This is a genomic window from Methylotenera sp., assembly GCF_029945535.1.
Classification (GTDB): domain Bacteria; phylum Pseudomonadota; class Gammaproteobacteria; order Burkholderiales; family Methylophilaceae; genus Methylotenera.
In genome coordinates this window covers 708,631-723,480 of the sequence record NZ_JAQSCU010000010.1, presented here as the reverse complement: position 1 = coordinate 723,480, position 14,850 = coordinate 708,631, and the positions used below count along the sequence as shown (strand labels likewise).

12 protein-coding genes are annotated in these 14,850 nt (G+C 41.0%); 3 read left to right on the top strand and 9 right to left on the bottom strand.

Annotated features, from left to right (window positions below; all coding sequences use genetic code 11):
* Positions 1-27 precede the first annotated feature (27 nt).
* The 9 genes from bamA to rpsB all read right to left on the bottom strand — a co-directional run bounded on the left by bamA (position 28) and on the right by rpsB (position 10,027).
* Positions 28-2,376, bottom strand: coding sequence for an outer membrane protein assembly factor BamA (gene bamA / locus PSU72_RS06470; protein ID WP_300431500.1), 2,349 nt, complete (start codon positions 2,374-2,376; stop codon positions 28-30).
* Positions 2,377-2,380: 4 nt separating this feature from the next.
* The gene (gene rseP, locus PSU72_RS06465) at positions 2,381-3,769 is read right to left on the bottom strand and encodes an RIP metalloprotease RseP (protein WP_300431499.1); all 1,389 of its coding nucleotides are present in this window, start codon (positions 3,767-3,769) and stop codon (positions 2,381-2,383) included.
* Positions 3,766-4,983 carry a 1-deoxy-D-xylulose-5-phosphate reductoisomerase gene (gene ispC, locus PSU72_RS06460; protein WP_300431498.1) on the bottom strand — a complete coding sequence of 406 codons (1,218 nt, stop codon included), beginning with the start codon at positions 4,981-4,983 and terminating at the stop codon, positions 3,766-3,768. The genes rseP and ispC overlap by 4 nt, the downstream gene beginning before the upstream one ends.
* Entirely contained in the window at positions 4,973-5,800 is an 828-nt protein-coding gene (locus PSU72_RS06455; protein ID WP_300431497.1) for a phosphatidate cytidylyltransferase, read from the bottom strand. Before PSU72_RS06455 ends, ispC begins: the two co-directional genes overlap by 11 nt.
* Positions 5,801-5,864: 64 nt before the next feature.
* On the bottom strand, positions 5,865-6,623 hold the full coding sequence (locus PSU72_RS06450) for an isoprenyl transferase (RefSeq protein WP_300431496.1): 759 nt from the start codon (positions 6,621-6,623) through the stop codon (positions 5,865-5,867).
* Between the two features lie 72 nt (positions 6,624-6,695).
* Positions 6,696-7,265: a ribosome recycling factor gene (gene frr / locus PSU72_RS06445; protein ID WP_367186080.1), complete on the bottom strand. Its 570-nt coding sequence runs from the start codon at positions 7,263-7,265 to the stop codon at positions 6,696-6,698.
* Between the two features lie 93 nt (positions 7,266-7,358).
* On the bottom strand, positions 7,359-8,075 hold the full coding sequence (gene pyrH / locus PSU72_RS06440) for a UMP kinase (RefSeq protein ID WP_300431493.1): 717 nt from the start codon (positions 8,073-8,075) through the stop codon (positions 7,359-7,361).
* Between the two features lie 181 nt (positions 8,076-8,256).
* Positions 8,257-9,132 (bottom strand): translation elongation factor Ts, encoded by an 876-nt coding sequence (tsf, locus tag PSU72_RS06435; RefSeq protein ID WP_300431492.1) that lies wholly within the window; start codon positions 9,130-9,132, stop codon positions 8,257-8,259.
* 148 nt (positions 9,133-9,280) lie between these two features.
* Complete coding sequence (rpsB, locus tag PSU72_RS06430; RefSeq protein ID WP_013148009.1) at positions 9,281-10,027, bottom strand: 30S ribosomal protein S2; 747 nt, start codon at positions 10,025-10,027, stop codon at positions 9,281-9,283.
* A 397-nt stretch (positions 10,028-10,424) separates the two neighbouring features.
* Between rpsB and PSU72_RS06425 the strand changes: the two genes are divergently transcribed.
* From PSU72_RS06425 to PSU72_RS06415, 3 genes are all read left to right on the top strand, one after another.
* Entirely contained in the window at positions 10,425-11,276 is an 852-nt protein-coding gene (locus PSU72_RS06425) for an HDOD domain-containing protein (RefSeq protein WP_300431491.1), read from the top strand.
* Between the two features lie 74 nt (positions 11,277-11,350).
* Positions 11,351-12,178 (top strand): type I methionyl aminopeptidase, encoded by an 828-nt coding sequence (gene map / locus PSU72_RS06420; protein WP_300431490.1) that lies wholly within the window; start codon positions 11,351-11,353, stop codon positions 12,176-12,178.
* 4 nt (positions 12,179-12,182) lie between these two features.
* On the top strand, positions 12,183-14,849 hold the full coding sequence (locus PSU72_RS06415) for a [protein-PII] uridylyltransferase (protein ID WP_300431489.1): 2,667 nt from the start codon (positions 12,183-12,185) through the stop codon (positions 14,847-14,849).
* Position 14,850 lies beyond the last annotated feature (1 nt).

Here is a 14,850-nt window from a genome sequence, read left to right as displayed (position 1 = left end):
ACTAACTTACAGCAATAATCCACGAACCTAGAATTGAGAGCCCAACTGAAATTGTATGCTCTGGGTATTATCCGTAGACTTGCTATTCAATGGTTTAGCATATACTAGCTTTAATGGCCCAAACGGTGAAAGCCAACTAATACCAAGTCCTGTTGAATAACGAAGATCACTTAAACTGTATGAAGAGTCTGATCCCCAGACATTACCAGCATCAACGAAAGCACTTAATCTAAATTGTTTAGAATCTTTTAAACCAGGCACAGGCAGAAACAACTCAGCATTACCTAATAAACGTTTCGTTCCACCTACAGCAAAGCTTGTTTGTGTAATGGGGTCAATGTCTCTAGGACCTAATGAGCCATTATCGTAGCCTCGTACCGAGTTTACGCCACCCATAAAGTAATTTTTAAAGAATGGGAAGTTTTTATTGCCATAAGAATCTGCATAACCTATTTCACCGTTCAGCATAAAGGTAAAGTCTTTATAAACATTCTTGAACCATGCTTGTTTATAATCAATTTTGTAGTAGTTCAAATCTAGTACAGGTAATGAAATTTCAGCACTTAGCTTTTGTAATACACCATTATTAGTAAACATAATGCTGTCGCGGGTATCGTGAGCCCACCCACCAGATACAACTATAGAGTTACTGCTACAGCCTGTAGTATTTCCACAGAATTTTTGATATTGGATTGGACTGTTTGTATTTAAATCTACTGTTGTAAAATCTGCAGCAAGACCGAAGTTAATACCATCACGCTCATTCAAAGGAATACCAAATCGAACACCACCTCCATAAGATGAGGTGTTATATGATGCAACATTGAGTGAGCTTGTATCCACATCACGACGGTATATATCAAATCCTCGGCTTACGCCATCTGGTGTGAAATAAGGGTCTGTATAAGAGAGTGAATATGTAGTATTGACCTTACCCGTATTAATTTGAGCACTAACACGGTTACCAGTCCCAAGGAAATTGTTTTGGTTAACGGTAATACCTAATACCACACCTTCACTACTAGATAAACCTGCACCAAACTGGATACTGCCAGTAGACTTCTCGGTAACGCTAATATTTAAATCCACTTGATCCGTGGTGCCTGGTACAGCGGGTGTTTCTACATTCACGTCAGAAAAGAAGTCTGTGCGAATTAAACGTTCTTTTGAGCGATTAATTTTATCAGAAGCATACCAAGCCGACTCTAGCTGGCGTACTTCACGGCGAAGCACCTCGTCACGTGTTCTAGTATTACCTGCAATATTAATACGTCGAACATACACGCGTTTACCGGGGTCTACAAAGAAAGTAAATGCAGCAGTATGCTGCTCTTTATTGACTTCTGGCACAGGGTTTACGTTTGAAAACGCATAACCTTCATTGCTTAGCCTGTCACTAATTGCTTTGCTAGACTCAGTGATTTTTTCACGACTGAATGTATCGCCCTTTTTAACTGTGATCAGTTGCTGCACTTCAGCATCAGGCAAAATAGTATCGCCAGCCAATTTCACTTCTGAAATTGTATACTTTTCACCTTCAGTCACGTTTACTGTGATGTAAATATCTTTTTTATCTGGTGTAATAGAAACTTGTGTTGAGTCGATATTAAATTCAAGATAGCCGCGATTCAAGTAAAAAGAACGTAACGCTTCTAGGTCTGCGTTAAGTTTTTGTTTGGAATATTGATCATCTTTATTCCACCAACTCATCCAATTAGGCGTCGTGAGTAAAAATTCAGCGCGTAAATCATCCATGCTAAAAGCTTGGTTACCCACGATATTGATGCTGCGGATTTTTGAAACTGCACCTTCTTCAATATCAAAACGCACCGCCACGCGATTACGCTCTAATGGTGAAACAACAGCTTTGACCGTTGCACCATATTTACCTTGAGATAAATATTGACGCTTCACTTCCTGCTCAGCTCTATCTAATTGCGATTTATCAAAAATCTGACCTTCAGCAATGCCAATCTGCTTCAAGCCTTCTTTCATTTTGTCGGTTGGAAATGACTTATTACCACTAAAATCGATTTGTGCGATTGACGAGCGCTCTTGCACAGTCACTACTAAAACATCTCCTTCAGCTTCTATACGCACATCTTTAAAAAACCCTGTGTTGTATAGTGATTTAATGGCTTGCGAAGCAAGGTCATCATTCATGGTTTCGCCAACTTTAACTGGCAGATAAGTAAACACGGTACCAGCCTCGGTACGCTGCAAACCTTCTACGCGGATGTCTTTTACAACAAAGGGTTCAAGCGCCAATGCTGAATTTGCAAATAATCCAGAAACTAACATTAGAACAGACTTAAGTTTAAGGTTCTTGAAAATATGGTCTGTATTTTTTGAGTGTTTTAATTTTTTTAATGCCATGCAATCAGCCTGTTATTAATCTGTTTATGTCGTTGTAAAACGCTAAGATCATCATACAACCTAGCAGTAAAAAACCAACTCTTTGCCCAATATTTAAGGCAAAATCAGAAGTTGGCTTTCCAGTAAAAATTTCAACTATATAATACATCAAATGCCCGCCATCTAATACTGGTATAGGTAATAGATTCAGAACTCCTATACTGATACTAATCAGCGCTAAAAACCCTATGAACACATTTAAGCCCATTTGAGCACTCTGCCCAGCATAGCTAGCAACAGTCAATGGCCCACTTACGCCTTTTAGTGACGTTTGCCCGGTGAGCATTTTCCCCAACATTTTTAGTGTAAATACTGAAATGTCCCAAGTTTTTTCAGTGGCTTTCATCAGTGCAACAGATGGACTGTAGTGAGTAGTCACAAAAAGTTTATCTTGTTCAGCTTTATCCATTTTAAATGCAACACCAATACGACCAAATGTTTTACCGTTTTCAGTAAATGACTCAGGCTTAACAGTGATGTTTAACACGTTGGAATTTCTTAAAACTTCAATATCTAATGTTTTGCTAGGATTACGTCTAACGTCTTGTACAAAATCCTCCCAAACGCTCACTTTGGTTTTATCGACACTTAGTACCAAATCATTCGCCTTTAAGCCAGCCAAAGCGGCGATACCATTTTTAGTGACTTCACCTATTTTCGCTGGAATATCTGGTTGATTAACAGTTAAGCCTGATGCGGTTAAAATATCCTTAGCAGCGGCTTCTGGGTCAATATTTGATAAATTTAGTAGATGAGTACGAACCTCTTGATTGCTATTTACTGCTTCAATTTCTGCACTATTATTTTTCAGCGATTCATTTAAGAGTATCCAGCTGACTTCTTGCCAAGATACTACCTCTTTACCATTAATTTTTTGTATGGTTTCGCCATAGGTGAAGTTTGCAACTGCGGCTGGACTATGCTCGATTACCTTGCCTAGTATGGGCTTCATGCCTACGATGCCCATCATGAACAATACCCAATATAAACTAATGGCGAGTAATAAATTAGCCATAGGCCCTGCCAACACAATAGCGATGCGCTTAGCAACTGACTGCCTATTGAATGCGCGTGTTAGCTCCGCTTCAGAATATGTTGCTGGTAGTGACCCTGATGTTAATTCTGCGGACACCTCACGCTCATCAAGCATTTTCACGTAACCGCCTAATGGAATTGCGGCAATCAAAAACTCAGTTTTATCTTTTCCAAAAGACTTAATCCATAGTGGTTTACCAAAGCCGATGGAAAATTTCAGTATCTTTACACCACACCATTTAGCCACTTGATAATGACCGTATTCATGTACGGTCACCAATATGCTCATGGTTAACAAAAAGGTGAGCGCCATTATCATAATGCGTTAATCTGTTTTCTAGCCGCTAGTCTTGCATACGCATCGACAGCCACGAGCTGCTCTATAGACTCTACTTGTTCAACATTAGAAGCTGCCAAAACGGCTTCAATGGTATTGGGAATATCCATAAAACCAATTTTTTCAGCTAGAAAAGCTTCAACAGCAACTTCATTGGCAGCATTCAAAATAGCGGGTGCTGTGCCGCCCATATTCAAGGCTTCATAGGCTATACGTAGACAGGGGAAACGAATTAAATCTGGTGCACAGAAGTCCAATCTTGCTGTGGTTAGCAAGTCTAAACTACTCACTCCGCTAGCAAGCCTGTCTGGATAACCTAATCCATAAGCAATTGGTGTACGCATATCAGGGTTACCAAGCTGCGCTAAAACACTGCCATCAATATACTCCACCATCGAATGGATCACGCTTTGTGGGTGCACTACTACATCAATTTGATTTGGCAATGCATTGAATAACCAATGTGCTTCAATAACCTCCAAACCTTTGTTCATCATGGTGGCTGAATCTACCGTAATTTTAGGCCCCATCACCCAGTTTGGGTGATTTAAAGCCTGAGCGCGCGTAACAGTTTTAAGCTCTTCCAAGCTGGCATTACGGAAAGGTCCGCCAGATGCGGTTAGTAGCACACGCTTTACACCTAAGCTGCTTAAGGTTGCATTCGACAAGCTTTTTGTACGTTGATGCGGCATCACTTGAAATATAGCGTTATGTTCACTATCAATAGGTAGCAAACTAGCACCGCCATCAATCACCGCTTGCATAAACAGATTGCCAGCCATGACTAAGGTCTCTTTGTTCGCAAGTAAAATACGCTTACCGGCCTTTGCGGCTGCCATAGCCGGATGTAAGCCTGCAGCACCAACAATCGCCGCCATGACAATGTCTACTTGCTCATGTGCAGAAATGTCATTCAGTGCGGCTTCACCATGCTTCACGATGGTTTTTGAGCCTATGCTCTTTAGTTCAGCACCTAACTCTACAGCAGCAGCTTCTTGCAACATCACCGCATATTCTGGTGCATAGGTATTGCACAGCGCCAACATGGACTTAACGTTGCTATTAGCAGCTAAAGCAAATACGTTAAAGCGGTCTGGATGTTGGGATATAACATCTAAGGTTTGCAGACCAATGGTGCCAGTCGCGCCAAGGATTGTTACATTCTGCATTTGGTGACCTACAGATTTAGCGCACATGTAGTTGCAGGCTTGAAAATAAAGGATAGTAAATATAAAACAACACCAAAGGTAAAGTCGGTATTAGGCCATCGATTCTATCTAAAACACCGCCATGCCCTGGTAATAAATGACTACTATCTTTCACACCTGCTTGGCGTTTTAACAGCGACTCAAATAAATCGCCCATGACACTCAATACCACAATCAGCCATAAGCCAACAATAAGCCAGCGACTATAATGCATGTAATAACAAAACACTAGGCCATAAATAGTTGCGGCTAATATTGCACCAGCAACCCCTTCCCAAGTTTTTCCCGGGCTAATTTCAGGAGCAAGTTTATGACGGCCGAAACGCTTGCCTGCGAAATAGGCGGCAATGTCTGCCAGCCAAACGATAGCAAGCACCCCAAGCAACAGCCACGGACTTTTACTTTGCAAGCCAATTAATCCTATCCAAGTGGCCAATAAGAGTATCAAACCTAAGCATGCCATGAGTAATTTTTGATTAATTTTTTTTCGAGAAATTAGCCAAATTGGTGAAAATACAATCCAAAACAAAGCTGATAATTTCAGCAAACCATCTATGATTTTATCGCGATATAACGCAAAAGACGTATCAATTGTAAAAATCAATAACAATCCAATTGCTAGCGCAAAGCTCACATAAATATGCGTTTCTTGCTTATTGAGCTTAATGAGTTTGGCCCACTCCCAAACGCCAACTAGTGTCGCCACTAGCGTAAAACAAGTCCAAACCATTTTAGAGGCTAAAAACAATACCATTAGGAAACCAATGGTTAAAATGACAGCTGTGATGACTCTAGTTTTTAGCATAAGTATAAGTTGTGATTGTTGAAATTAGCGCTTTGTGAATTCTTTTGAAATAAGGTTAGCGCGATTAAGCTTTAGGTTCAACCAACTGCTCGCTAGTACGGCCAAATCGACGTTCACGGTTTTGGTAAGATTGAATAGCCAAATTAAAGGCCACCTCATTGAAGTCTGGCCACAGCGTATCCGTAAAATATAACTCGGTATAAGCCAGTTGCCATAAAAGAAAGTTACTAATGCGCGTTTCGCCACCAGTACGTATAAACAAGTCTGGCTCTGGTGCGTAACTCATGGAAAGATAAGGGGTAAGGTGATCTTCTCGATAAAAACCTGTGAGTTGCGGTGTCGCTAATTGCATTTTGTTAACGGCCTGCAAGACATCCCAACGACCACCATAATTAGCGGCAATCGTTAATACCAACCCTGTATTACTTGCAGTTAACTGCTCAGAAGCCTCAATTTGAGCCACTAATTCTGCATCAAAGCGGCTGTGGTCACCAATCATAATAAGCTTGATATTGTTTTGATGTAATTTTGCAACTTCACGCTTAAGTGCGTGCATGAACAATCCCATCAGGTATGAGACTTCTTCTGTTGGTCTGCGCCAATTCTCACTACTAAAAGCGAATAGTGTTAAATACTCGACTTTTAGTGTTACGCAATACTTAACAAGATCACGCACAGTTTCCACTCCGCGTTTATGACCTGCAACTCTAGGTAAAAACCGCTTACGAGCCCAACGGCCATTACCATCCATAATAACGGCGATGTGCTTAGGAATTTCGGCCGCAGTCGGAATAGTTTGGGTCGCGCTAGTAAAAAAACCCACGTGGGCTCCAGTCGATTTGAGCTGACTCTTTAAATTGATGAATAGTTTGCAAGTGTATATTCGCTATTTTTCTTACACAGCCATCAATTCAACTTCTTTAACTTGCAACATTTTATCAATTTCCGTCACAGCTTTGTCGGTTGCTTTTTGAACATCATCTTGCGCGCGACGCTCTTCATCTTCAGAAATTTCTTTATCTTTTAGTAATTTTTTCAAAGTGTCGTTGGCATCACGACGCGCATTACGCACAGATACTTTAGCGCCTTCAGCTTCAGAACGTACAATTTTGGTCATATCGCGACGACGCTCTTCAGTGAGCATAGGCATAGGTACGCGAATCAAATCGCCGTTAGTTGCAGGATTTAGACCCAAATCACAATCGCGAATGGCCTTTTCAACTTTACCTATCATGCTTTTTTCAAAAGGCTGAACATGAATTGTGCGCGAATCACCCAAATTAACGTTCGCTACTTGATTGACAGCAACCATAGAGCCGTAATATTCAACCATCACATGATCCAACAAGCCTGTGTGAGCTCGACCTGTACGCACTTTGGCTAAATCAGTCTTCAATGCCTCTAAAGCTCTCTGCATTTTCTGATCTACCGTTTTTTTAATATCGTCTAACATTTCTTTCTCCAACATAATACTTATAATTTTTATACATTCACCACTATGCCGCAGCTTCAACTTTTAAAGCGAAACATTTATGCTGCAACGCTTATGGAGTCACCGCTAAGGAGTCACCATCGTACCTTCGTCTTCACCCATCACCACTTTTTTAAGCGCACCTTGCTTAAAAATACTAAAGACTGAAATCGGCAACTTCTGATCTCGACATAACGTGAGTGCTGTGGCATCCATTACTTTAAGGTTTTTATTGATAGCCTCATCAAAAGTAATGGTTTTATAGCGCATCGCCTCCGGGTTGGTTTTTGGGTCGTCGGTATAAACACCATCAACCTTCGTTGCTTTAATGACGATTTCTGCATTCATTTCCATGCCACGCAAAGCAGCAGCTGTATCTGTAGTGAAAAATGGATTACCAGTGCCCGCACCAAATATCACCACACGCCCTTCTTCCAAATAACGAATGGCTTTGCCGCGAATATACGGCTCGGCAACTTGTTCGATGTTTAACGCACTTTGCACGCGTGCGTTCAAACCAATATTTTTCATGGCGTCTTGCAGCGCCATAGCGTTCATGACCGTTGCCAGCATGCCCATGTAATCAGCCGTTGCCCTGTCCATACCTTCGGCTGCAGGTGCAACACCACGGAATATATTTCCGCCTCCAATAACTACTGCTACCTGAACACCTAAATCAACAACCTCTTTCACTTCTGTGACAATTCTAGTAATGGTGGCACGATTAATACCGTATGCATCATCACCCATTAAAGCTTCGCCAGATAGTTTAAGTAAGATGCGTTTGTAGGCTGGTGTGGCCATAATATTCCTCTTTTTTAAGTTTGCTTATTTAAGCATAAAAACCACTATTCATGGGCAAAATAAGCGCGATAATTCTTAATTTTTCGCTAAAAAAAATGGACTAAGCCACTCGCTTAGTCCATAATTTTTGAATCTAGCAATCAATCAAGCAGCGTTTGCAGCCTGATAATCACGCTTAGATTTATACTTTTGCAGCAGCAGCAACTTCCGCTGCGTAATCTACAACAACCTTCTCAATACCTTCGCCTACAGTGTACATTGTGAATGAAGCTACTGAAGCGCCTTTAGATTTAAGCAATTGCTCAATCGTCATTTTGTCATCTTTAACAAAAACTTGGCTTAACAAAGTCACTTCTTTTAAGAATTTTGCAACAGTACCGTCAGCAATTTTTTCTAACATCGCTTCTGGCTTGCCAGCTTCTTTTGCCTTTTCAATCGCAACACGACGTTCAGCTTCAATCAAACTAGCATCAATACCTGAAGCATCTAATGATTTTGGTTTAGCTGCGGCAATGTGCATTGCAATATCTTTAGCTAATGCATCGTCACCACCAACTAAATCAACTAAAACACCGATTTTAGCACCGTGAACGTAGCTAGATAATTTACCTTGTGTCGCTGGGCGCACAAAGCGACGTGGCGTAATATTTTCGCCAATTTTACCAACCAATTGAGCACGTGTTTCTTCAACAGTTGCGCCACTCATAGGCAGAGCTGCTACAGCTTCGATATCAGCGGCAGTGCTGTTAGCAATAATGCCAGCTAATTCGTTAACAAACTTCAAGAAGTCTTCATTTTTAGCACAGAAGTCTGTTTCAGAGTTAACTTCAACCATTGCACCAGTTTTACCATCAGCACTGATTGAAATTCCTACTGTACCTTCAGCAGCTACGCGACCTGCCGCTTTACTTGCTTTATTACCGAAACGTACACGTAGAATTTCTTCACCGCGTGTCATATCGCCTTCTGCTTCAGATAACGCCTTTTTACAATCCATCATAGGCGCATCAGTGCGCTCACGTAATTCTTTTACCATACTTGCGGTAATTTCAGCCATTTTAAGCTCCTAAATTTCACAAGTCACATTAGATTTATGACTTAGTTTATTGATTTTAATGTTTAATTATTATTTAGAACGTTAATTTCATCAAGTAAGTTCTAAAATTAAAAAAGGGGCTCTTAAGCCCCTTTTAAGGTGTCGCTAATTACGCAGCTGCAACTTCAGCAACTTCTGCAGTCTCTTCACTTGCTGATTTAACAAGCTCAGTAATCACAGAGTTACGGCCTTCTAATACAGCATCCGCAATACCACGAGCATACAAGCGAATTGCACGGCTTGAGTCATCGTTTCCTGGAATCACAAAAGCTACGCCATCTGGTGAGTTGTTTGTATCAACAATACCAATCACTGGAATGCCTAATTTAGCAGCTTCAGTAATCGCACCGCTTTCATGACCAACGTCAATGATGAAAATAGCGTCTGGCAACCCGCCCATTTCTTTAATACCACCGATTGAACGCTCTAATTTTTCAATTTCACGCTTGTAGCCTAAAGCTTCTTTTTTACCGAATTTTTCTAAGCTGCCATCTTCCAACATCACTTCAAAGTCGTGAAGGCGTTTGATAGATTGTTTAACTGTTTTAAAGTTAGTTAACATACCGCCCAACCAACGGTGATTCACGTAAGCGCAACCAGCACGGCTAGCTTCTTCTTTAACGATATCACGGGCTTGACGCTTTGTACCAACGAATAAGATACGACCTTTGTTTGCAGCCAATGTACGCACGTGTTTAAGCGCGTCTTCAAACATTGGTAATGTTTTTTCAAGGTTAACAATATGGATTTTGTTACGATCGCCGAAAATGAACGGTGCCATTTTTGGGTTCCAGTAACGGGTTTGATGGCCGAAGTGAACGCCGGCTTCTAACATATCACGCATAGTGACTGACATAATAATTCTCTTTTCAAAAGGGTTATATATTCACACAACTCCAAAAACACCTTAATTAACAAGCAATTACTTTAAAGTAATCGTCAAAATTTTAGGCACCCTTGATTGGGTTGTATGTAAATTTTAAAACTGCATTCAAACATTACATTTTTACAAATGCATTTCTGCCAAATTGCAGAGGCGAAATGATACCACTAAGCATATGAGTTTACTAGCTTATTTCTTCACTTTATTCAAAAGTAGATTCAGACTTAACTTAATTAACGTGAACTCAGTTGGGCGACATTTTAATTTAAAGTATAGCAATTGCAAGGTAAGCACTATTTTTTCAGCTCTTTTTATCGCATATAAACTTAATTGACTAGCGTATGTTACGAAGCTACTGAAGGAGATTGTAATGACATCAACACCCCAAGAACTTGCCTCAAAAGACATCCACACTTGGATTAGCTTTATTAGGAACGCAGAAATTCCTGTTCTTAAGCATACCGCACGAGAAATCGCACGCCTCAAAGAAGATGAGGAAAATTTAAGCGCACGCGCTATTTCTACAGCCGTTCTGAATGACCCTATGATGGTGTTTAAAGTACTGAGCTTTTCTCAAAATCATAGAGGTAAAAAACAACTGCAAGATTTAGTCCAAGCTGACCAAGCCATATTAATGATGGGAATAACGTCATTTTTCACAAATCTATCGCCTAAAGTTTTGGTTGAAGACATGTTAAAGACTAACCTTCCAGCTTTGATGCATTTACTTAAACTAGTCCGCCGCGCGCATCAAGCCGCTCATTTTGCTGCAGATTGGGCTACGCATTTGGCCGATTTACATGCGGAAGAGGTACGGACTGCGGCGTTGTTGCATGATTTATCTGAAATGTTGATGTGGTGTTTTTCGCCAGACAAAATGAATGCAATATATGCCATGCAACATGCGGATAAATCGCTACGAAGTGCAGCGGTGCAAGAAAAGGTGCTAGGCTTTAAATTACTAGATTTACAAAAAGAGTTAGTTGAAGCATTTCAGCTACCGCCACTACTTTCCAAACTCATGCAAGATGGCGCATCAAGTGAGCAGCGTGTGCGCAATGTGACACTAGCAGTGAATCTTGCACGCCACTCAGCTAACGGCTGGGATGATGCCGCCTTGCCAGATGATTACTCTGATATCGCCGAACTCTTACGCATGGATGTTGCCAAAGTAATGCGGATTGTAGGTACACCAACTGTAGCCGCTTCAAACATTCCGTAGGCATTAGCTATAAATTAAAATTATGAATAATTGCTATGCTAAAATAGGTTTAATATTCACAAGTTAGCAAGCTCATGGCAATCTCAATCAAAAATCAGCAAGATATAGAAAAAATGCGCATCGCAGGCAAGCTTGCCTCTGAAGTGCTTGATTTCATTACACCACACGTTGTACATGGCGTGACAACAGACCAATTAGACAAGCTTTGTCACGATTATATTGTTGATGTACAAAAAGCAATCCCAGCGCCGCTTAATTATGCGCCTGATGGACACAGACCTTACACTAAATCGATTTGTACTTCGATTAACCAGCAAATCTGCCATGGCGTGCCTAGCGATAAAGCACTTAAGAATGGCGACATTGTAAATATTGATATTACCGTGATTAAAGACGGTTACCACGGCGACACAAGCCGTATGTTTTATGTGGGTGAAGTCACCAGCCAAGCCAAGCGATTATGTGAAATCACTTATCAAGCCATGTGGCTAGGCATTAGTAAAGTCAAACCTGGCGCTACCTTAGGCGATATTGGTTTTGCTATTCAAACGTTTGCCGAGAAAAGTGGCTATAGTGTGGTGCGTGAATTTTGCGGACATGGAATCGGCAAAGTCTTTCATGAAGATCCTCAAGTATTGCATTACGGCAAACCTGGCATGGGGGTCGTGCTTAAAACCGGCATGATGTTTACCATTGAACCAATGATTAATGCAGGCAAACGTGACATTAAACACATGCCAGACGGCTGGACCATCGTTACTAAAGACCGCAGCTTATCTGCACAATGGGAACATACGATTTTGGTCACGGAAACAGGCTATGAAGTGATGACTTTATCTAGCGGCTCGCCAGCAGCCCCAGAGTTTGGGCAAAAACTAGAGTCTTCTCAAAAGCCAATCTAAGCAAATGTTATTGGATGATCAGAACAGTCAAGTAAATACGGAAAAGGTGTCTGAAAAGAACAATATAGCCGCGTTGCGGCAATATTTGAAAGATGGCTTTCTCGCGTTAAAAACTGATTTTCTAAAAACGCCAAATAACACTCGCCTATTTAAGCAGCACTGTAAGCTGATAGATCGCATACTTGTTAACATCTGGGAGCAAGCAGATATTGATAAGCGCTGCTGCTTAATAGCCGTGGGTGGTTATGGCCGTGGTGAGCTATACCCCTACTCTGACATTGACTTACTTATCCTATTACCAGAGTCTGATCTACACAAGCCCGATGATCTACAAGCTAATGCTAGTATCAATGCCAAGCTAGAAGTACTGGTAGGTTTATTGTGGGATATTGGCTTAAATGTTGGCCATAGCGTACGCAGTTTAAGCGAGTGTGTCCACGAAGCAGAAAAAGATATTACGGTACAAACAAATTTAATCGAATCTCGCCTAATTACCGGCGAAGCTAATTTTTATGAAAATTTTTTAGATGGAATTAATCACACACTAAGCAGCCCATCAGCAATTGCCGGCTTCTTTGCAGCCAAACTAAAAGAGCAAAACAATCGTCATGCGAAATTTAATGATACTGCCTATAATTTAGAGCCCAATATTAAAGAAAGCCCTGGCGGCTTACGCGACTTACACATGATATTGTGGATTGCGCAAAGCTTGAACATGGCTAGTGCACGCCAATCAGCAGCTAATAATATTTGGGCTTTGCTCACCAAGCAAAATATTATTTCCGCACTAGAAGCCAGACAGATTCAGCAACATCAAAGCAATTTACAATTATTACGCATACGCTTGCATTTCATCAGCAAACGTCGTGAAGACCGCTTATTGTTTGACTTTCAGAACGAATTAGCCGACTCGCTCGGCTACGTAAATACACCACGCAAACGCGCCAGTGAGCAGCTAATGCAAAGTTATTACCGCAGCGTAAAATTTGTTAGCTTGATGAACGAAGTATTGCTCAAGTCTTTTCAGCAAATTATTTCTGTTAATCCACCAATCGTAAAATCTATCAATGCGCACTTTGAGTCGCATGACCAATTATTAGAGGCTAAAACAGCAGGATTATTGCAACAACAGCCGTCAGCAATTTTTGAAGCTTTTTTATTATTGCAACAGCATCCAGAACTCGATGGGATGGGCGCGACATTGCTACGCAATATGCAAAGAGTTAAACGCTTAGTTAACCGTGATTTCAGGCAAAATATTGTTAATAAAAAACTATTCATTGAAATCATCTCGCAGCCAAGTGGCGTCAATCACGCACTTCGCGCTATGAATCGTTATGGTATTTTAGGTAGCTATATTCCAGCATTTGGCAAAATTATTGGCCAAATGCAGCATGATCTATTCCACGTATACACGGTGGACGAGCATATTCTTAATGTACTGGCTAATCTGCGCCGCTTTGCTAAGCCTGAGCTTAAACATGAGTTTCCATTGTGCAGTAGGTTATTTGCAGAGTTTGACGCACCACATTTATTATATTTAGCGGCTTTATTCCACGATATTGCAAAAGGCCGTGGCGGCGATCACTCAACTCTTGGCACGGTAGACGCGATTAAATTTTGCAAGTTACATGGGCTTTCTAAAGCAGATAGCACATTTGTTGCATGGCTGGTAGCCGCACATTTACAAATGTCCTCTACCGCACAAAAATCAGACTTATCAGATCCCAGTGTGATCGAAACATTCTCACGCTTTGTTCAAAACGAGCGTCGATTGATAGCACTGTATTTACTTACCGTTGCTGACATTCGAGGCACAAGCCCATTAGTATGGAATGCATGGAAAGCAAGGCTATTAGAAAGCCTATTCAATGCGACCAAGCACGCATTAGCTAACCAATTGCTCTATGTTCAACAAGCCATTGCAACACGTAAGTCAGAGGCTGCAGAGCGACTCAATAAGTTTGGCTTAAGTAAACACTCTTACGAGCATTTGTGGGAAAAGTTCGGCTCCAATTATTTTATTCGCCATGAAAGTGATGAAATCGCTTGGCACAGTCGCCTTCTAACGCCGCATCTGAATACGACACAACCAATTGTTCGCGCTCGTTTGAGTCCAAGTGGTGATGGCATTCAAGTAATGATTTACAGCAAAGATCAAAACGACCTATTCGCAAGAATATGTAACTTTTTTGATCGCATGGGCTATAACATTGTTGAAGCCAAGATTTACACCACCGATCACGCCTATGCTCTAGATAGCTTTATTGTTTTAGATCAATCAGGTAAGTCTGTAAGTTACAGTGGTTTATTAAAGTTTATTGAAGTAGAACTCACACAAAAACTTGATAAAACTCAACCATTAGAGTCACCACTGAAAGGCCGTATCAGTCGTCAAGTAAAACATATGCCTATTTTGGCGCAAGTCACGATTACACAAGAAGCAGATAATAATAATCACAAACTAGAAATCATCGCCAACGACCGCCCTGGCCTACTCGCCACCTTGGCGCATCAGTTCCTAATACTGGAAGTTGAACTGCATAATGCAAAAATTAACACCCTAGGTAATCGTGCTGAAGACACCTTCTTAATCTCAGCAAATAAAGGCCAAAAACTTGATGCTTTACGCATCATCGCACTGAAAGAAGCCATTACTTCAGAAATTTAAT